Below are 18977 nucleotides of genomic sequence, written 5' to 3' on the forward strand. Positions count from 1 at the left end.
CGTAACCTCCGCACCGACCGCGACCTCCGCACGGACCGTGCCCGTCGCGTCGACCACGGACCCCCAGCCGGCCCCGCCACCCCGCCCCTGGGCCCTCCTCGCCGAGCTCACCCACGGCTGCCCGCTGCACTGTCCCTACTGCTCCAACCCGCTCGAACTCACCCGTAGAGCGGCGGAACTGACCACCACCCAGTGGGCCGATGCGCTGCACCAGGCCGCGGACCTCGGCGTGGTCAGTGCGCATCTCTCCGGCGGTGAACCGCTGCTCCGATCCGACCTGGAGGCCATCGTCGCGGCCGCCGACCGTGCCGGCATCCACACCCAGCTCGTCACCAGCGGCGTCGGCCTCAGCCGGGCCCGTCTCGACCGGCTCGCCGACGCCGGACTGCGCAGTGTGCAGCTATCCGTCCAACACGCCGACCCAGGCGCCAACGACCGGATCGCCGGGCGCCGTTCCTTCGCCGACAAGGAGCGGGCCGCCGCCGTGGTCCGGGAGGCCGGGCTGCCGCTCGGACTCAATGTCGTTCTGCACCGCCACAACCTCGACGCGTTGGACGACCTCATCGACCTCGCACCGGCCTGGGGCGCGGACCGTATCGAACTCGCCAACACCCAGTTCTACGGATGGGCGCTGCGCAATCGTGCCGAGCTGCTGCCCTCCCGTGAGCAACTCACCCGCGCGCGTCGGACCGTGACGCGACGGCGCGCCGAGCTCATCGGCCGGATCGAGCTGGTCTGGGTCGTCCCCGACTACTTCGACGGCAACGCCAAGCCCTGCATGGGCGGCTGGGGCGCCATCTCGCTCACCATCACGCCCGACGGTACGACCCTGCCCTGCCCGGCAGCCGCCTCGATCCCCGGGCTCGACCCTCCCAACGTCCGAGACCACCGGCTGGCCTGGATCTGGGACCACTCGAACGCCTTCACCCGCTATCGGGGCACGGACTGGATGCGCGATCCGTGCCGTAGTTGCGCCCTGCGCGAGCGGGACTTCGGTGGCTGCCGCTGTCAGGCGTACGCGCTCACCGGCGACGCCACGGCCACCGACCCGGCCTGCCGGCTGTCCCCGGACCACACCCTCGTAGACGACCTCGTGGACGCACCCGCCCCTCCCGAGGGGGCGCGGGGCGGACTCGGACACCCGCGCCGACCCTCCCGCAGCGCCGAAACGGCACCCGAAGGAGCGGCGTGAACCACACCGACTCCAACTCCCCACAACCGACCGACCTACCGAAAGTGGTGACCCGATGCCCCGACCCCACCGCCTACGCCCCATATCCTCCGCACGTTCAGGACTTTCATTACGATCCCTGCGAACCGCCTCGATCGCCGTTCTCGCCGTGCTGCTCGGCACGGGCGGTGGCATAGCCGGAGCTGTCGGAGGAGCCGGAACTGCTGTCGGAAAAGCCGGAACCGCTGCCGGGAAAGCGGGAGTTGCTGCCCGAGAAACCGGAACCGCTGGGGCCGCGAGGACAAGCGGTGCGCCCCCGCACCGGGCCGCCGTCCCCATGGCCGCAGCGCCCTACGAATACCTGGGCTGGGGCAATCCGCAGAATCCCGCCGCCGTGATGGCGGCGACCGGGACCAAGTGGTTCACGCTGGCGTTCATCCTCTCCGACGGCGGCTGCAACCCGAAGTGGGATGGGGATCGGGCGCTGACCGGCGGCATCGACGAGTCGGCGATCAAGGCCATCCGCGCCAAAGGCGGCGATGTGGTGATCTCGGCCGGCGGCTGGAGCGGCGCCAAGCTCGGCGAGAAATGCGGCAGCGCCTCCGCACTCGCCGGGGCGTACCAGAAGGTGATCGACGCCTACCGCCTCAAGGCCCTCGATATCGACATCGAGAACACCGAATTCAGCAACCCCACGGTCCGCAAGCGCGTCATCGACGCCCTGAAGATCGTCAAGACCAGGAACCCCGGCATCATCACCTACGTCACCATGGGCACCACCCCGGACGGCCCCGACGCCAACGGCAAGGACCTCATCAAGAAGGGGGCGGCGGCCGGCCTCGACAACGACGGCTGGATCGTCATGCCGTTCGACTTCGGTGGCCACAGCGGCACCATGGGCAAGGCCACGGTCAGCGCGCTCGAAGGCCTCAAGTCCGTCGTCAAGAGCGCGTACGGATCAAGCGACGCGGACGCCTACCGCCACATCGGGGTCTCGTCGATGAACGGCAAGACCGACCAGGCGGATGAGACGGTCACCCTCGCCGACTTCCGTACGATCCTGGCCTACGCGCAGCAGCACCACATCGCCCGTTTCGCGTTCTGGTCGGTCAACCGGGACCGCCCGTGCGGTCCCGGCAGCGACGGCGACAGCTGCAGCGGGGTGTCCCAGGAGCCGTATGCGTACACCAAGGTGGTGGTCAAGTACGGGGGGTGAGAGCCGGGGTGTTGTACGGGGATGTGGGGGCGGGGCGCTGCCGTCGCGGCCGGGGGGAAGCCCGCGACGGCAGCTGATCTGGGGGCGAGCCGCGAACCTCGCGGTCACTGGTGGTAGCGCTCCACGATCTTTGTGGCGACACCGCTCTGGAGGGTGACCCGGACCTCGATGGAGTTCATCTTGGCCGCCTTCTCCAACTGTGCCTCGGTGCACGGCGAGGTTCCGTAACCGCTGCCGTCCGCTGTGACGTTGCCCTTGGACGAGCAGATTCCGGCGGCGCCCAGGGTTTTCGTCTGCGTGCTGACGAAGAACGCCTGCTCCGTGCCGGACTTCGGCCGCACCGTCAGCTTGCCGGGTGCCAGGTAGTTGAGAGTGCCGTTGAACGTGCCGCTCACGCCCTTGCCTTGGCCCGCCGTGGTGCCGCTGCCGGCGCTGCCGCCCTGGTCCGTGCTCCCGATTTCGCCGCCGCCGCCGCTCCCGTTCCCGGCCCCGGTCCGGCTCCCCTTCTCGTTCCCGTTCCCGGTCTCGTTCTTGCCCGGCGCCACCGACGCTCCGCCGGACGACGACCCCTTGTCCGCCGCGTCCGGGCTCGATACGACCTTGCTCGCCTTGGCGCCGTCCTTGCCGTCCTCGCCACCCTGACAGGCGGTGAGCGAGAGCGCGGCCACGGCGATCAGCGAGGCCGCAGCGACCCGGCGTCCGCGCCGGAAGCCGGAACGGGCGGTGCTGGCACTGGCGTTGGCCCCAGTGCCGACACCTGCGTCGACACTTGCATTGGCATCGGCCTGGGCGCTGGTGGCGGCCTTGTTCCAGGTCATGGATCCCCCTTGTGGGCCGCTGCGGCACAGCGGCTCTGTGTGGCGTTCGTTGGCTGCACCATCTCCGTGAGCGGTACATGATCAGCTTGGCCGGGGCCGCTGATGATCGACTAACGCCGCGCTAACGTGCCGGTGACGCCGCCGCCGGCTTGCGCCCATGGGAGCGAGACCGGTCGCCACGGCCGCCCCAACGGGGCATCCCAGGGTCCTCCGGACCGTAAATCCGGATGCCGCATCGCACGCCGCTGGCTACGGTGAACGAGTCCAGGTGCGAAGGACGGGGTTACTTCCACTCTTAATGGGGCGGTCGCGGGTTCGAGTCCCGTCGTCGACTTCGGGTCGGCGTAGCTCAGTTGGCAGAGCACCACGTTCCCCAGCCGCTGTGATCTCTGGACATCCGAAGGCCCTGCCGGTCCACCCGCTCATGCGGGGGACCGGCAGGGCCTTCATCGTCAAAACAGGACATGCGGTCGGCGGTTACGCCGCCTCAATGACCTCCGCGCGCACCGCCAGTGTCCAGATCTCCAGCAGCACCGCGTAGTCCGCCATGTCCTGCGCTGTCCACGCCCGGCCGCCACGGGCGCACACAAAACGCCGTATCGATTCATTCGCGTCGGCCGCAGGAACGGGCGCACCCGTAGAAGGAGGAGGAGTTGGGGACATGTGAGACATGTTAGGGGCAGTCACTGACAATGCATCACCCCGTGCGCCCGGCGTACGCCCGTGGCACGCATACCGCCCGTCCGCCTTCCAGTGCCTCAACTCACTGACCAGCGACGACCACCGACACTCCGGCTGCGCAGCGCTGTCCGCATGTGTCCAGTCCCACACGCTCCGCGTACGCCAGCGGCTGTATGCCACTGTACGCCCCCGTACGCGCCGCCGTCTGCGAGCTGTGAACAGGGCGTCAACCTGTGCCGTTACAGGGCAGATGCCACGCGGAACCCGTGCCGCGTCCACCGCCCATCAATGGAGGAACAGACAGAACGGATGGCCGGCCGGATCGAAGAAGACGCAGACGTCGTCCTGCGGCTGGAACGCTGCCCGCGTTGCTCCCAACTCGACCGCATACGCACCGGCTTTCGCGAGGTCGTCGACGCGGATGTCCAGATGCAGCATCTTCTGCTGCTCCTCGGGCCGTTCCGGCCACACCGGACGTCGATATCCCGGCTCGGACTGGAAGGAGAGCCCGACACCGCCGTCCGGGCATCTGAGCAGCACCCAGTCCGGTTCGCTCAGTTTCACCTCCCACCCCAGCAGCAGCCGGTAGAAGTCCGCGAGCGCATGCGCGTCGGGACAATCCAGGACCACCGTCGCCAGTGAAAACCGCGGACTCCCCGACACAAGGTCTCCCCTCATCGCCGTCATGTAACGATCGCCGTTCGGCAGGATCGCTGCTGCACACTGCCGCACGACGCCGTCGGGCGCCATTGTCAGTGGTCGCCCGTACCGTGGTTCTTGTCACTATCCGAGCTGCTGGCGCTTCTCGGACCCCGCTCCGCCCCCGTGACAGCGCGCGGGGGCGGAGCACCACCTCCGCCATCACACCGAGCTGGGGGGGATCCATGACACCGAGTTGGGGGGACCATGCTCCGCACCATCGCCGTCACCGCCCTCGCCGCCTCCGTCGCCGCCTGTTGTCTCGGTCTCGCCGCATGTGAGCCGGCGGCCTCCCCGTCCGCCGACGGGGCCAGTGGAAGGGAGACGGCGGCTCTGCCCGATCTCGTCGGCAAGGGCCTGCAGACGGCTCAGGACAAGGCGCAGTCGGCGGGTTTCCACCGGCTCGGCAGCCATGACGCGCGCGGCCGCGGACGTATGCAGGCATTCGACCGCAACTGGAAGGTGTGCACGCAGAAGCCCGGCCCCGGAAGACGTGACACGAACATAACCGTCGAATTCGGCGCGGTGAAGGTCGAAGAGTCCTGCCCCGGCAAGGACGCGGGAACTCAGGCGCCGCCAAAGGCAGGCAGCGTGATGCCGGACCTGAGGGGGAAATCTGTGAAAGTCGCGCGGAAAGCGATGGACTTCAACACGAGCATCGCCGTCAAGGACGCCACAGGGCAGCGGCGCTTCATCGTCATGGAGTCCAATTGGCGGGTCTGCTCGCAGAGTCCCGCCGCCGGCACGAAGTACGACGGGCAGCCCGTAGCGTTCCAGGCGGTCAAGTTCGGCGAGAAGTGCGACTGACGGGACGTGGCTGTGCCGCCGGAAAGTCGGCCCGGGGAGGGCAGCTTGGAGTTTTCTTGGGGCTTCGGCCTGAGGATTCGGCTTGAGGAGTTGGCCTGAGGTGTCGGCCTGAGGGTTGGTCTTGGGGGCTGTACGAGGAGTTGACCTGGGAAGTCGGCACCGAGCTGACCCAGCCCGGGAGTCGGTTCACGAACCATAAATCAGATCGCAGGGGGCGGAGGGCTGTTGTACTGTCAAGCCACAAGTTCTTGCTTGCACCTCCCGGTGCGCAGGCCCCGGTTCCTTCCTTTCAGAAACCGACCCGGAGCCGATTCTGATCTCGGGAGGCACAGCATCGGGGTGCCCGGTGCGCAGGAAACGGATACTTCTCCTGTCAAGAGAGAGACCCGGGTTCGAATCCCGGTCTCCGGTTCATGGGTTCATGAGTCCGGAGGTAGTTCAGCGGCCCAGAACGATTTGTCTCCGTTGCCTAAATTGATCTCGGGCACCCCTATGCTGACGCCTCCCCTCCAAGTGAGGGGATTCTCTTTCATGGCCCGCTTCAACACCCGTAAGGCCCGTCCGTCGGCCGGCTCGCCCGTCACCACGACCGGAGAGCGGGCCGCCACCCACGAGGGCGCGACCGGTCATCTGCGCGATGCCAAGTCGGAGCTCTTCCTCCTCGCGGTCGCCAACATGGTCGGCACGGACAGCTTTTACGAAGCGGGCGGCGACCGGGACGACCGCTACACCCAGCTCATCCGGCAGCTCGCAGTCGAGGACGGAGACTGGACCGCCGGCCTGCTGGGCTGGCTGCGCGGCCCCGGCAATATGCGCACCGCCGCGATCGTCGGAGCGGCCGAGTTCGTCAAGGCCCGCCTCGACGGTGCGGTCACGCCCCCGCACGCCACCGTGACGAACCGCGCCGTCATCGCCTCCGTACTGAAGCGCCCGGACGAGCCCGGCGAACTCCTCGCGTACTGGATGGGCCAGTACGGGCGGCGGATACCGAAGCCCGTCAAGCGCGGAATCGAGGACGCCCTCGGCAGCCTCTACACCGAGCGTGCCCTTCTGAAGTACGACACCGCGGGCCACGCCTTCCGCTTCGGTGATGTGATCGAGCTGGTCCACCCCTCGCCCGCCGCGGCATGGCAGGGCGACCTGTTCAAGCACGCCATCGACCGCCGCCACGGCCGCGGCGGCGAGCCGCCGGCCACGCTCGAACTGCTGCGGACGCGCGCCATGATCGCCGACTGGCCGATCGAGCAGCGGCCCGCGCTGCTGAAGCGGCCGGACGCCGCCGAGTTCCTGCGCGGCGCGGGGATGACCTGGGAGGCGCTCGCGGGCTGGCTGCAGGGGCCGATGGACAAGGCGGCATGGGAGGCCGTCATCCCGTCCATGGGGCTGATGGCGCTGGTGCGCAACCTCCGCAACTTCGACGAGGCCGGCGTCAGCGATACGGTCGCCGCCCGAATAGCCGCGCGCCTCGCCGACCCCGACGAGGTCGCCCGCTCGCGGATGTTCCCGTTCCGGTTCTGGGCGGCGTACAAGCACGCCCCGTCACTGCGCTGGGGCCACGCCCTGGAACAGGCGCTGGGCCACTCGCTGAGCAACGTGCCGCGGCTGCCGGGGCGCACGCTGATCCTGGTGGACCGCTCGCCGTCGATGTTCCCCGGCTACGCCTTCTCGACCCCGAACCGCTCGGACATCTCCCTCGCCGAACAGGCCGCGGTCTTCGGCGCCGCGCTGGCCGTGCGGGCGGAGGCGCCCACACTCGTCGAATTCGGCATGCGCAGCCGCCGAATCGACGTACCGAAGGGAGCGAGCACGCTCCGGCTGATCGAGAGTTTCGAGCGGATCGACGGTACGGACATCCCGTCCGCGGTGAAGAAGCACTACGCCGCGCATGACCGGGTGGTGGTCGTCACGGACGAGCAGACCCGCCCCGGCTGGCTGCCGTCGAACTGTCACGGCCACTGGGGCGGAATGCCGGAGACGCAGATCGACGACCTCATTCCGCGGCATGTGCCGGTGTACATGTGGAATATGGCGGGCTATCGGGCCGGCGCGGCCCCGTCCGGCGGCGCGAATCGCCATGCGTTCGGCGGCCTGACCGACCAGGCCTTCCGTCTGGTGCCGCTGCTGGAGGCGGGACGCGAGGCCAAATGGCCCTGGCAGGAGTAGAGGGGACCTCGCCGCCCAGGTCCACACCCACCCCCACTGGGAAACCCTCGCCGGGCCCGGCGGGGCGTCTGCCTCGGACTGGTGCAGTTCGCGCTACCTACTCCACGGCATACGTCAGCACATACTCAGCGCCAGAGGCGTTGAAATGCAGGGTGCGTGTGCCAGGCGTGTCCGTAATCCGCTTGTACCCGAGCACGTCATCCGGGTCTGGGTCGTCTACCTCGATGAGGATGACACCAATCCTTCCCGTGAAGCTGCACGCGTAGTCGACGCTGTAGGTCTGGCCGTCCAGCACCTTTCCACGCCAGACAGTCCCTTTGCCCTCTAGAACGATCTTCGGCTCATCGGTGTCCGTCCAGTCCTCGGTCGTGACACACGTGAGCGAGTCCAAATACAACTTGGCCATAACATCCCCTCGGTAGGATTCCTTTTCGGCACCCTGCATTCTGCCGAGGATCACTAAACGATCACTAAACGATCTAGCACGGTATTCGTCGCCAAAACGATGCCCCGCCCGACGCAGGCGGGGCATCGCCGTAGCCCACGACCGGGCAGGACTGCTCAGCTCCCCCCTCAGACCGCCAGCGCATCCTCGCGCAAGAACCGCGCCGGACACTGCCGGCAATACAGTGCCCGCGCCCACCGGGTCCGCGCCTCCTCAGCCGTCCGAGTCAGCCCGGACCCGGTCGCTGCGAAGAGCGCACGATGAAGCCCCGCCCAGGGAGGGCGGGGCAGATTCGCGCGCGGTTACTTCAGCCGGCGAGCTAGCACGAAGCCCGAGACGGCCCCCGCCAGCCATGCCAACAGCACCGGCGACATCAGCAGCTGAAGATGACTTCCAGCCTTCAACTCCAACCCCCGACGCCCATAGCTGAGCCGCCACCGCGGTATCCCACCAAACGGCTCGTCAGACTCAAGACTCATTCCCGGTTCTCCGAGTACTCTCATGACAGAGCTATCCTCAATCACGTGTGGATCTCTACTGATCAGCAGGGGGCAACCTGCTGGTTGGGCTGGCCGGGCGTTGAGGCGCCCGGCCTTCTGCATGCGGCGACTAGGCGACCGCCCCACGGCCCGACATGCCGAGAAACATAGAGCATGGCGGGTGTCGCTGACGGGCACTCAACAAGCGCTTCGACGGTGAAGGTGTTAACCCATTCGAGTGACGCCTTAACAAATTCCGCCTGCATTTTTTCGATAATTCCCAGGTTCCTGGCCTGCGGCCCTGCGATCTCGAATTCCCTGCTATGGCGCCTCCGCGGCTACTTTCACCTCGCCGTGCCGAAATGACTAACCGTCTCCAGGCTGTCTGAAAACAATCGGAAGGTCGTCAGCCCGTGGCCGGAACCTGTCCATGACCGCGGTGAACGCCGGTACCGACGAACGCAGAAGCCCCACCCGGAGGCGGGTGGGGCTCTTCGCTGCGTCCACAGTCAGGCAGCCAGCGCCTCCTCGTGCAGGGACCGCGCCGGCCACTGCGCGGCAGAACAGGAACCGCGCCCGTTTGGATCACCCCAAGGCAGCCCTTCAGGTGATCGGCAGCCTCCTCACAAGCCAAGCAGCCGCCGCACGGGTACCGCACCAAGCAAACGCCGCCCGGAACCCGCGAGGAGAACGGTCATGTACGCAGCAATCCGGCGATACGAAGGAGTCACCGACCCCACCGAGGCGACGCGCCGCGTCAGCGAAGGATTCCTCCCCCTCATGCGCCAAACCCCCGGATTCGTCGCCTACTACTGGATCGACGCCGGAGACGGAGTGATGATCTCCACCAGCATCTTCCAAGACCAAGCCGGCGCCGAAGAATCGATTTCGAAAGCCGCCGACTTCGTGCGGGACAACCTTGCGTCACTGCTCCCCAACCCTCCCCAGGTCACGGCCGGGGAGGTCGTGGCTTCCGCGTGACAGGCCACCGCCCGTGAGCAACCGAACCCTGACGCCGGGAACCGCCGCTGGACACTGCTGGTGGATCAGCGACCGATGCGAAAGCCCCACCCAATCGGGCGAGGATCTTCGCGTTCGGGGCAGCCGTTCGAGGCCGAGAGGTATCACCGCGTGGTGAAAGCCCCGCCGTTGACGTGAAAGGTCTGGCCGGTGATGTGCCGGGCGCCCGGTGAGGCAAGGAAGTATGCCGTCTCGGCGATTTCTTCAACCGTGCCTGGGCGCTTGTTGTGCGTCTCCTCAACGAGCGCGTTGTGGCGCTCGTCAGTCAGCTGGCCGCGGAAGAAGTTGGTGTCGGCGATGTATCCCGCGGAGATGACGTTGCTGGTGATGCCGTGAGGGCCGAGTTCGCCGGACAGCGAGGCATTCCAGGCGGCCAGTGCTGCTTTCGCCGCGCCATAAGAGCCGCCTCGGCGTTCGGCGCCGATCGAGCCGATGCTGATGATGGAGCTGCCCGAGGCGAGCTTGTCCCGAACTGAGGCAGTGGTCAGTACAGCAGTGAGCAGGTTTTGGGTCAGATTGGCGTGCCACGGGCGCCTTCGTAGCGGACCTTCTCCAGCATCTGCTCGTACGCCGTCCCGTACGGCTGCTGCTGCTGCTCGGACGGTACGCGCACGTCGGTGATCACTGCGGTGCATGCCTTTCGTGGAGCGGTGCGGGTGTGTGGCACCGAGGTAGGGGTCAGGTGGGCTGGGGGCGGCCGAAGAGGAGGTCGTAGCCGGCGGGGAGCTGGAGCAGGATCTGCCCCATCAGGTCGTCGCCGGCGGTGTCGGCGACTGTTGAGAGGACGGCGCTCACGTCCCAGGTCGCGGTCTGCTCGGTGGCGCCCTCGATCCAGGCTGCGGTCGCCCGGACGAACCGCTCCGTCGGCAGCGGTTCGGCGCTCTGCAGCGGGTTGAGCAGGATCAGGGCGAATTCCTCCGGCAGGCGGGCTGCGAGTTGGGCGCGGACTTCGCCGACCAAGTGGGCGCCGAGCAGGGCGAGCACTACGCGGGCCGCGCGCTCGGCTTCCTCTACAGTGCCGTACTCGCCTCGTTCCTTGACGTGGTCGAGGAACGCTTCGCGTCGCAGAGTCATCTCGGCCGCCACCCCTTCTTGTTCTTCGGGCTGCCCACGGGGTGCGGAGGACGGGGTGAGGGGGAGATCAGGTGCCCGTCCTCCGCACCTGTCCCGGCTGGTGTCAGCCGGAGATCTCCTTGTGGCCGGATCCGACGCCGATGGAGATCTTGCGGGGCTTGGCGCGCTCGGCGATCGGGATGCGCAGGGTGAGCACGCCCGCGTCGTAGTCGGCCTTGATGTGCTCGGTGTCGAGGGTGTCGGCGAGCGCGATCTGGCGGGAGAAGACGCCCAGCGGCCGCTCGGAGAGTTCCATCTGCACGTCGTCGGCCTTCGCGACCGGCCGGCGCTCGGCCTTGACGGTGAGCATGTTCCGCTCGACGTCGATGTCGATCGCGTCTGCGGCGACGCCGGGAAGGTCGAAGGCCACCACGTACTGGTCGCCCTCGCGGTAGGCGTCCATCGGCATCACCGACGGCCTCGACCAGGTACCCGGGCCCATCAGCTGCTGCGCCAGCCGGTCCAGCTCACGGAAGGGGTCAGTGCGCATCAACATCGTGAAAACACCTCCAGCAGGTTCAGGCAGTTGCTGCCAATGCGCCTCACTGAAACCGTTGTAACATGTCATCCAATGGATGACAAACACGATGTCGTCTTCCTGATGACAAGCCCGAGGGAGGTGCCCGTGACCCCGGCCGAGCAGCCGTCCCTGTCCCGCACCGACGCCCACAGCCCGGCGTCGTTCCTCGCCGCCGCGGCGGCCCTTGCTGCCATAGACGATGCCCTACGCGACGCCCAGCAAGGGGCCAAGAACATCCCCGATGCTGTCGGTCCCGGGCCGGAGCAGGCGCTGGCCTCCCTGATGCTGCTGCGGCAGGTACGTGAGCGGCTCGCCGGATGGGAGACCGGCCTGATCGAAACGGCCCGCGACGCGGGAGCCAGCTGGGCCGACCTCGCCCACCCCCTCGGCGTCGCCAGCCGCCAGGCCGCCGAGCGTCGCTACCTGCGCGGCCGTCCCGGCCCCGCCGGGACCACCGGCGAAGAGCGCGTGACGGCCACCCGCCAGGCACGGGCCGCCGACCGCACCGCCGCCGCCTGGGCCCGCCGCAACGCGGCAGACCTGCGCCGCCTCGCCGGCCAGATCACCGCACTCACCGACCTTCCCCCCGCCGCCCGCCGCCCGCTCAGCGAACTCCACGCGGCCCTCGCCCACGACGACCCCGCCGCCCTCATCGCCCCCCTGGCCGCCACCCGCCCCCACCTGGCCGCCGCCCACCCCGGCCTCGCCGCCCGGCTCGATACCCTCACACCCTCCTGACCCCGCCCGGCGCACCGCAACAGCAGCCCGGTCAGCCTCCGCCCCCGGGCGAACGAGCAGACCTGGAGACTGACGCGGCCGAGGCCTGCGGGCCCACCTGGCCCGCTCCCTCACGGAGCAGGGCCTGGGCGAGGGGTGGCCAAGGTGTCGAGGCACCGGTTCGTGCCAGGCTGCGGACCGGCCCCGGCCTTTCAGGCGGCCTGACCGAAGCCGGCCGCGGCCGGGTCCGCCTCGCGCAGCGGGGTGAAGTCCACGTCCAGTTTCGGGTCGTACGACTGCGGCCGGATGCCCAGCTCGTGCGTGCTGTACTCGCCGAGCCGGTTGATGTGCTCGGTCAGGTACGGCGAGATGTGTTCCAGGTCCTCCGGCTCGATCGTCCAGCCCTCCTCCAGCAGCTGACGCCGCGGCGGCATCCCGCCGACCCGCTTGCGGACCAGGCTCCGATCGTTCTTGGCGGTCTTGTCCGCCTGGTACACCGACAGCGTGCCCTCCGGCAGCTACACCTGGCGCCGGACGAAGTCCACCACCATGGCCGGGACGTCCTCCAGCTTCGGGAAGCACCCCATGCGCTGATACGACTTCAGCATCAGCATCAGCATCAGGGTCAGCAGGAGTTCGTCGCAGTCCGGGGCATCGGACGCCCACTGAAGCTCATCACGCGTCGGGCGGAGCGCAACCCGGTCCGCACCGACGTCGACCCTGAGCACAGGGTCGCACTGATCTCACTGCACGACTCTCACTGCACGGCCTCGGCTCCCGGCGTCGTCAGGCAACAGGCCGCGCAGGACGAAGAGCCGCTGGATTGCGCAGTCGTCGGCCGTCCGGCCCCGGGGAGTAGTCGAAGCGCGAACGCTACGCGGTGGCGAGGCTCTCCACCCCCGCCTCATGATGAAAGAAATCCCAGTTCGGATGGGCTACTCCGCCGAACTTGCGGTGTCCGGCTCCGGCTGGTCCGCGCCGCCCGAGGCGGCCGCCGGACCGAGGGTCAGTGCCAGCTCGCCGTCCTTGACATCGGCGATGACGGTGTCGTCCGGATTGACCGAGCCGCTGAGCAGCATGTTCGAAAGGCGGTTGTCGAGCTCCGTCTGGATGGTGCGGCGCAGCGGCCGGGCTCCGAACTCGGGCTGGTAGCCACGGTTGGCCAGCCACTCCTTGGCGGTCTCGGTGACCTCGAGGTTGATCTGCTGGGCGTGGAGCCTGCGCCGGCTGCGTTCCAGCAACAGGTCGACGATGCGCACCAGGTCCGCCCGGGTCAGGGCGTGGAAGACGACGATCTCGTCGATGCGGTTGAGGAACTCGGGCCGGAAGTGCGCCTGCAGTTCGGCCATCAGGTCATTCCTGATGTCCTCGACCGCCCCCTGGTGGTCCAGGATGTGCTTGGAGGCGATGTTGCTGGTCATGATGACCACGGTGTGCCGGAAGTCGATCGTGCGTCCCTGGGCGTCGGTGAGCCGTCCGTCGTCCAGGACCTGCAGCAGCAGGTTGAAGACGTCCGGGTGGGCTTTTTCGACCTCGTCGAACAGCACGACGCTGTACGGCTTTCGGCGCACCGCCTCGGTGAGTTGTCCGGCCTCCTCGTAGCCGACGTATCCGGGCGGGGAGCCGACGAGCCGGGAGACGGTGTGCTTCTCCTGGAACTCGCTCATGTCGAAGCGGACCATCCGGTCGGCGTCTCCGAAGAGCAGTTCCGCAAGTGCCTTGGCCAGTTCCGTTTTGCCGACTCCCGTGGGTCCGAGGAAGAGGAAGCTGCCGGTGGGTCGCTCGGGGTCTCCCATGCCTGCCCGACCGCGGCGCACGGCCTGGGACACGGCGGTGACTGCCTCGTCCTGGCCGACCACCCGCTCGTGCAGGGCCTCTTCGAGCTTCGTGAGCCGCTCGCGCTCGGTCTCGGTGAGCTGGGAGACGGGAATGCCGGTACGCGCGGAGAGCACATCGGCGATGTCCTCGGCAGTCACACTGCCGGCCTCTTCCCGCTCTCCGCCGGCGCCGGCGAGCTCCTGCTCCACCTGCCGGATCTGCTCCTTGAGCTGTGCGGCGCGTTCGTAGTCCTCGGTGCTGACGGCCTCGTCCTTCTCCCTGCGCAGCTTGGTGAGGCGGTCCTCGAGGCTCGCGGTCCCGGTCGGGGCACCGAGGCCGCGCAGTCCCACGCGTGCTCCTGCCTGGTCCATGAGGTCGATCGCCTTGTCGGGCAGAAACCGGTCGGTGATGTAGCGGTCGGACAGGGCGGCCGCGGCGTCCAGGGCCTCGTCCGTGTAACGCACCTGGTGGTGGGCCTCGTAGGAGTCGCGAAGCCCGCTCAGGATCTCGACCGTCTCCTCGACGGTGGGTTCGCGCACCATGACCGGCTGGAAGCGACGTTCGAGCGCGGCGTCCTTCTCGATGTACCGGCGGTACTCGTCGATGGTGGTGGCGCCGACCACGCTGAGGTCGCCCCGGGCGAGCGCGGGCTTGAGAATGTTGCCGGCGTCCATGGCACCCTCGCCGCCTCCGCCCGCGCCGACGACCGTGTGCAGTTCGTCGATGAACACGATGATGCCGCTCTCGGCCTCCGTGACCTCGTCGATCACCTTCTTCAGCCGCTCCTCGAACTCTCCCCGGTACTTGGACCCTGCCACCAGACCAGCCATGTCGAGGCTCACGACGCGGCGGTTGCGCAGGGCCTTCGGGACCTCTTCGGCGACGATCCGCTGCGCCAGTCCTTCGACGATGGCGGTCTTGCCGACGCCGGGATCACCGATGAGCACGGGGTTGTTCTTGGTACGCCGGGAAAGGACCTCCACGGTCTGCTCGATCTCCTCCGCCCGGCCGATCACCGGGTCGAGACGCCCGCTGCGGGCCTCCTCGGTGAGGTCCCGGCCGTACTCGTCCAAGGTCGGGGTGTCGCTGTGCTCGCCCGACGCCGCCTTCCGGCCGGCTTCGCCGCCACTCAGCAAACCGGAGGAGACTCCCTCGGGTCCCAGCGTGCGGGCGAGGCTGGAATCGTCCAGCAATGCGGCGAGGATGTGCTCCGGACCGATGTACGAGGCACCGGTCGCCTGGGAGTGGGCGTGGGCGGCAAGCAGAGCGCGCTTCGCGTGAGCCCGGGGTCGCCGGTTCCGGTGCCGGTGGGAAGGTTCTCCTGCAGGTCCGCAGCCAGCTGGTCCGGATCCGCGCCTGCCTGCTCCAGCAGCTGCCGGGAGGCCGGCACCTGCGTGGCGGCCCACAGCAGGTGCACGGTGTCGAGATCGGACCCGTCCTCGGCCGCCCGGCCGCCGGCCGCCGCCAGCAGCTCGTGCGAGGAATCACTGAGCAGTCGCCCGATGGGCACGCGCTGCACGGCCGGCGGCGAGGCTGCCGGACTCATGCCGAAGAAGCGGTTGAAGAGATCGGAGAACGGGTCGCCGGACCCGAAGGGCGAAGTTGTCACAAGGATCATCCCGTCCGGCGGGCCGCACAGCGGCTGTGCGCAGCCTGCCGTAGTCGGATTGCCGGTACACGGCCATTCTTCGCCGGGTCGTCCCGGCGTGCGAACGCAGCAGGTGAGTGACGGGCGTCCTGGGCAGAGCCGCAGATGCCACAGGCGATCGGGCACGAGGAGGTGCGGCAGGCGGTGACGCTCAGCGCCAAGGCGATCAAGGCGATCAAGACGATCGACAGCATCGGTGTCGAGGCGGCCGCGGCTCGCATCCGCGCCAGGGGGAGCCCGCACCGGATTCCTCCCTGGAGTCACGAAGTCGACCTACTGATCGTCCGCCCTCGTGGGCGGATGCGCTGCCGGCCCGTGACTCGGCCGAATCACGGGCCGGCAGTGTGCCGGGGCAGCAACCACGACCGCTGCGGGCGCGCTCGTACGGGGGCAAGGAGTCACCAAACCGGGCGGTCTTCCAGAGGGGCAGCCCTCAGTTGCTCGTCGCATCGCGCTCGGTTCCTGGCTCGCTGGCCGGGCAGGACATCCGGCTGCTGCGCCCGGCCCGCAGAGGCGAGCCGGAGCGGCCCGGAGCGTCGCTGTTCAAGCCGTTGCGGCAGGTCATCGAAGTCGGTCAACGAGACCTTCAAGGGCCAACTCGATCTCGAACAGCACCGAAGCCGCACAGTGCGGCCATCAAGTCCATGGGATCGACTTCGGCCGGGGCCGGTGTGCGCGGTGGCTCGATGCCTTCGAGGCAGGCGGCGACGACCTGTTCGAGGGCTGCTCGGTAGGCGGCGTGCTCGCCTTCCAGGCGGAAGTCCTTGCCGGCGATGTCCATCAGGATGCGGGCCATGTGCAGCTCCTGGCGCCGCGGCGGACCGGTCCGCGGGACGTTGATGACGCGGGCAGGCTCAACGCAGGTCGGGCTCCGAGCTCTGATGACAAGCGCATGACCGCCGTCGTGCGACCCCGGTCGCTACTTTGCACCGTGGTGCCAGCAGCCACCCGGCCGCCGGGCGTGAACCCCGATCAGGTCACTTGGGCGGGAGCTCGGCGGTGGCGTCCATGGCCCATGTCAGCCAGTCGTCCAGGACGTCGTCGTCGAGGGTTTCCTCCGCCAGCAGGACCCAGCCTCTTTGTTCCCTGCCTCGAATCACCAAGGGAGCGGCGCCGGGGCGCTCCAGGGCCTCGTCGTTCCTTTCCTTGCCGACGCGCACCATGAGGCCCTCGTCGTACAGGTTGGCCAGCGCGTTTCCGTGAAGGAGGAAGGTCAGGCCGCTGAACATCTTCTTCGCGACCACGCCCTCGGGCTCCAGCCGCTCCATGACGCGTTCCGCCAGTACTTCGTCGTATGCCATGACTCCACCCTGTTGTCAGGGACCCGAAGGGGCTGGATGTGGTCATCGTTTCTGCTGGTCGCCGGTGCGGCCACCCGAGGGCCATCGGCAGCCGGGAGGGCGGCCTCGTCCTCCCGGCTGCCGGCGTGATGCGCTGCTGCGGCAGCTGTGGTCAGGGGTTCTGGCCGGCTGCTTGCTGGCCCGGGTGGTGCGGCTGGAGGATCTCGTACACGGTTCCGGCGTCGTCGCGCAGGGTCGCGGAGATGCCCCATGGCCTGGGCTGCGGCTCCTGAAGGAAGGTCACGCCCCGCGCGGACAGGCCCGCGACGGCCGCGTGGCAGTCCTCGACGGTGAACGTGCAGCCGATCAGGGCACCCTTTTCGATCAGCGAAGTGAGCTGCTGGGCGGACTCGGGGTCCATCACCGGAGGGCTCGGGACCATCAGGGAGATCTGCACCTCCGGCTGGGCCTTGGCGCCAACGGTGACCCAGCGCATGCCCTCACCGAACGGCACGTCCGTACGCGCCTCCAGGCCGAGCTTGTCGGTGAAGAACGCCTTTGCCGAGTCCTGGTCCAGCACCCAGACCACGGTCGTGTTCACTCCGGTAATCATGATCTTTCCTGTCTCTGTGCGGCACATCTGAACTCACACTCAGTGAGGGCGCGCCTGTGTCATGTGTCGGGAGCCGCGGGCGCGGGCAACTGTCCGGCCTCTCCTGATCGACCACCGCTACGGGTGGGAAGGGGCTCCTGCCGTCACACCGAGGAGGCCCCTCGACGCTCGGACGTTCCCGACGATAGGAGCCCTTTAGGACAGCTCACGTCACCAATGCCTGACAGCCTGGAAACATGCCCCAGGACCTGCCCGCCCGCATGCTGCGCCTGCTCTCCCTGCTCCAGACACGCCGCACCTGGTCCGGCACCGAACTCGCCGAACGCCTCGGCGTCACCCTGCGCACCATCCGCCGCGACATCGACCGGCTCCGCGATCTCGGCTACCCCGTCGAGGGCACCACCGGCACCGCCGGCGGCTACCGCCTGGCCGCCGGCACCGACCTGCCACCACTCCTCCTGGACGACGAGGAAGCCGTCGCCATCGCCGTCGCCCTGCGCACCGCCACCAGCGGTGTCACCGGCATCGAGGAGACCGCCCTCCGCGCCCTGGCCAAACTCGAACAGGTGCTACCGCAACGACTGCGCCACCAGGTCGCAACGCTCCAGGCCGCCACCGCCCCACTCCCGGTGCCCTGGAGCACCGGGCCCGAGGCCGACCCCACCGTCCTGGCCACCCTGGCCGCAGCCTGCCGCGACCACGAGATCACCACCTTCACCTACCGGACCGGGAAAGGCATCACGGGCCGGCGCCGGGCCGAACCGCACGCCCTGGTCGCCGCCGCACCCGTCTGGTACCTCGTCGCCTACGACACCGACCACGACGAATGGCGGCTCTTCCGCGTCGACCGCCTCACCGACCCCACCCCCACCGGCCACCGCGCCGGCCCCCGTGAACTGCCCGCCACCGACGCGGCCGCGTACGTCGCCGCGCGCCTGGCCGCCGCCCCCGCCCGCTACACCTTCCACGCCACCGTCCCCGTCGACGCCGCCACCGCGCGCGCCCGCACCCACTCCCTCCCCGACCGCGTACGCCCCCTCGACGAGACCACCAGCACCCTCGACCTGGCTGCCGACAACCCCCACCACATCGCCGAACAACTCCTCGGCATCGACCTCGGCCCCACCCAGAGCATCCACGGCACCCCAGAACTTGCCCCCTACCTGGAAGAACTCGGCCACCGCCTGCTCCGTGCCGCCCACGCCCTCACCGAACACGACGACCAGAACAACGAGCGCACAGGGCTCGACGCCAGGCACAAGCAGTAGACAGCCCGAGGGCCAAGACGGGCGAGCGATGAGAGTCCTTGGTTCAGAGAATCGATCTGATCGGGACTTTGCACACGGCCAGTCGGCCGGAGCAGGCAAGCGCCTCGGTGAGCAGCGCATACGGTCGCTGGGAGATGGGCCCTTGAGCGGCGAGGCAATAGGGGCGGGAGTACATGAGTGGGTCCACCTGGTCGGCGTCGAGGAAGCCGACGGCGTCGATGACGTGATTGGTGGGCAGCGGTAGCGCAGCGATGTCCGCGGCGATCTCCCAACTCACCGTCGACCACATCGAGGAGACGGACGGAGCGGTCCGCATCCGCCTCGGTGATGGTCCGGTCCACCTGCCAGGCCCCGTCGCTGAGCCGGCCCTTCAGCAGATCGCGGTTCGCCGCAGTCATGCCGTTCTCGCCCGGACAGATTCACCCCGGCTCTTCCCTGGCGGCCAGCCCGGCCGCCCGATCAGCGTCTGGGCGAAACACCAGGGACGACGCCGTCATGACA

19 protein-coding genes and 4 pseudogenes are annotated in these 18977 nt (G+C 68.6%); 9 read left to right on the plus strand and 14 right to left on the minus strand.

Features of this window, described 5'->3' with window-relative positions; translation table 11 throughout:
• Positions 1–37 precede the first annotated feature (37 nt).
• Together pqqE and FCH28_RS03515 are read left to right on the plus strand one after the other, a co-directional pair.
• Positions 38–1192: a pyrroloquinoline quinone biosynthesis protein PqqE gene (pqqE, locus tag FCH28_RS03510; RefSeq protein WP_246102332.1), complete on the plus strand. Its 1155-nt coding sequence runs from the start codon at positions 38–40 to the stop codon at positions 1190–1192.
• A 316-nt stretch (positions 1193–1508) separates the two neighbouring features.
• Positions 1509–2387, plus strand: coding sequence for a chitinase (locus tag FCH28_RS03515; RefSeq protein ID WP_425471864.1), 879 nt, complete (start codon positions 1509–1511; stop codon positions 2385–2387).
• Positions 2388–2491: 104 nt separating this feature from the next.
• Here the strand turns inward: FCH28_RS03515 and FCH28_RS03520 are convergent, their stop codons facing one another.
• The gene (locus tag FCH28_RS03520; protein WP_136738131.1) at positions 2492–3205 is read right to left on the minus strand and encodes a hypothetical protein; all 714 of its coding nucleotides are present in this window, start codon (positions 3203–3205) and stop codon (positions 2492–2494) included.
• Between the two features lie 966 nt (positions 3206–4171).
• Positions 4172–4636 carry a VOC family protein gene (locus tag FCH28_RS03530; RefSeq protein WP_342781561.1) on the minus strand — a complete coding sequence of 155 codons (465 nt, stop codon included), beginning with the start codon at positions 4634–4636 and terminating at the stop codon, positions 4172–4174.
• A gap of 156 nt (positions 4637–4792) precedes the next feature.
• Between FCH28_RS03530 and FCH28_RS03535 the strand changes: the two genes are divergently transcribed.
• Positions 4793–5392, plus strand: a complete 600-nt coding sequence (locus tag FCH28_RS03535) for a PASTA domain-containing protein (protein ID WP_136738133.1) — start codon at positions 4793–4795, stop codon at positions 5390–5392.
• A gap of 531 nt (positions 5393–5923) precedes the next feature.
• Positions 5924–7555: a TROVE domain-containing protein gene (locus tag FCH28_RS03540; protein WP_136738134.1), complete on the plus strand. Its 1632-nt coding sequence runs from the start codon at positions 5924–5926 to the stop codon at positions 7553–7555.
• A gap of 97 nt (positions 7556–7652) precedes the next feature.
• Here the strand turns inward: FCH28_RS03540 and FCH28_RS03545 are convergent, their stop codons facing one another.
• Positions 7653–7961 carry a hypothetical protein gene (locus FCH28_RS03545; RefSeq protein WP_136738135.1) on the minus strand — a complete coding sequence of 103 codons (309 nt, stop codon included), beginning with the start codon at positions 7959–7961 and terminating at the stop codon, positions 7653–7655.
• Positions 7962–9175: 1214 nt separating this feature from the next.
• Between FCH28_RS03545 and FCH28_RS03550 the strand changes: the two genes are divergently transcribed.
• Complete coding sequence (locus FCH28_RS03550) at positions 9176–9460, plus strand: hypothetical protein (RefSeq protein WP_136738136.1); 285 nt, start codon at positions 9176–9178, stop codon at positions 9458–9460.
• 143 nt (positions 9461–9603) lie between these two features.
• Here the strand turns inward: FCH28_RS03550 and FCH28_RS03555 are convergent, their stop codons facing one another.
• From FCH28_RS03555 to FCH28_RS03570, 4 genes and pseudogenes are all read right to left on the minus strand, one after another.
• Entirely contained in the window at positions 9604–10014 is a 411-nt protein-coding gene (locus tag FCH28_RS03555; RefSeq protein WP_425471874.1) for an SDR family oxidoreductase, read from the minus strand.
• Between the two features lie 5 nt (positions 10015–10019).
• Positions 10020–10124: pseudogene (locus FCH28_RS40005) on the minus strand (DUF2267 domain-containing protein); the annotation flags it as partial.
• A gap of 53 nt (positions 10125–10177) precedes the next feature.
• Positions 10178–10573, minus strand: coding sequence for a DUF2267 domain-containing protein (locus tag FCH28_RS03565; RefSeq protein WP_136738137.1), 396 nt, complete (start codon positions 10571–10573; stop codon positions 10178–10180).
• Between the two features lie 103 nt (positions 10574–10676).
• The gene (locus tag FCH28_RS03570) at positions 10677–11108 is read right to left on the minus strand and encodes an Hsp20/alpha crystallin family protein (protein WP_136738138.1); all 432 of its coding nucleotides are present in this window, start codon (positions 11106–11108) and stop codon (positions 10677–10679) included.
• Between the two features lie 129 nt (positions 11109–11237).
• On the opposite strand from FCH28_RS03570, the gene FCH28_RS03575 reads away from it, so the two are divergent.
• Positions 11238–11870, plus strand: a complete 633-nt coding sequence (locus tag FCH28_RS03575; RefSeq protein WP_136738361.1) for a type III effector protein — start codon at positions 11238–11240, stop codon at positions 11868–11870.
• A gap of 191 nt (positions 11871–12061) precedes the next feature.
• On the opposite strand, the gene FCH28_RS03580 is transcribed toward FCH28_RS03575, so the two are convergent.
• The 3 genes and pseudogenes from FCH28_RS03580 to FCH28_RS03590 all read right to left on the minus strand — a co-directional run bounded on the left by FCH28_RS03580 (position 12062) and on the right by FCH28_RS03590 (position 15285).
• On the minus strand, positions 12062–12346 hold the full coding sequence (locus FCH28_RS03580; protein ID WP_246102336.1) for a transposase: 285 nt from the start codon (positions 12344–12346) through the stop codon (positions 12062–12064).
• Between the two features lie 21 nt (positions 12347–12367).
• Positions 12368–12577, minus strand: a complete 210-nt coding sequence (locus FCH28_RS03585; RefSeq protein ID WP_246102338.1) for a hypothetical protein — start codon at positions 12575–12577, stop codon at positions 12368–12370.
• 207 nt (positions 12578–12784) lie between these two features.
• Positions 12785–15285, minus strand: a pseudogene (locus tag FCH28_RS03590) (ATP-dependent Clp protease ATP-binding subunit).
• Positions 15286–15459: 174 nt separating this feature from the next.
• Between FCH28_RS03590 and FCH28_RS38930 the strand changes: the two are divergent.
• Positions 15460–15549, plus strand: a pseudogene (locus FCH28_RS38930) (50S ribosomal protein L28); the annotation flags it as partial.
• Between the two features lie 236 nt (positions 15550–15785).
• Positions 15786–15942 (plus strand): annotated as a pseudogene (locus FCH28_RS39830) (IS982 family transposase); the annotation flags it as partial.
• Here the strand turns inward: FCH28_RS39830 and FCH28_RS37885 are convergent.
• The 3 genes from FCH28_RS37885 to FCH28_RS03605 all read right to left on the minus strand — a co-directional run bounded on the left by FCH28_RS37885 (position 15902) and on the right by FCH28_RS03605 (position 17196).
• The gene (locus FCH28_RS37885; protein WP_169314005.1) at positions 15902–16111 is read right to left on the minus strand and encodes a Ku family protein; all 210 of its coding nucleotides are present in this window, start codon (positions 16109–16111) and stop codon (positions 15902–15904) included. The pseudogene FCH28_RS39830 and the gene FCH28_RS37885 sit on opposite strands and share 41 nt — an antisense overlap.
• Before the next feature lie 181 nt (positions 16112–16292).
• Positions 16293–16616, minus strand: a complete 324-nt coding sequence (locus FCH28_RS03600) for a TfoX/Sxy family protein (protein ID WP_136738140.1) — start codon at positions 16614–16616, stop codon at positions 16293–16295.
• Positions 16617–16767: 151 nt separating this feature from the next.
• Positions 16768–17196 (minus strand): VOC family protein, encoded by a 429-nt coding sequence (locus tag FCH28_RS03605; RefSeq protein WP_246102340.1) that lies wholly within the window; start codon positions 17194–17196, stop codon positions 16768–16770.
• Between the two features lie 248 nt (positions 17197–17444).
• Here FCH28_RS03605 and FCH28_RS03610 point away from each other — a divergent pair, with 248 nt between their 5' ends.
• On the plus strand, positions 17445–18476 hold the full coding sequence (locus FCH28_RS03610; RefSeq protein ID WP_136738142.1) for a helix-turn-helix transcriptional regulator: 1032 nt from the start codon (positions 17445–17447) through the stop codon (positions 18474–18476).
• Positions 18477–18519: 43 nt separating this feature from the next.
• Here FCH28_RS03610 and FCH28_RS03615 read toward each other — a convergent pair whose 3' ends face one another.
• Entirely contained in the window at positions 18520–18792 is a 273-nt protein-coding gene (locus FCH28_RS03615; protein ID WP_136738143.1) for a Ku protein, read from the minus strand.
• Positions 18793–18977 lie beyond the last annotated feature (185 nt).

Source organism: Streptomyces piniterrae, from assembly GCF_005048155.1.
In the GTDB taxonomy this organism is placed as follows: domain Bacteria; phylum Actinomycetota; class Actinomycetes; order Streptomycetales; family Streptomycetaceae; genus Streptomyces; species Streptomyces piniterrae.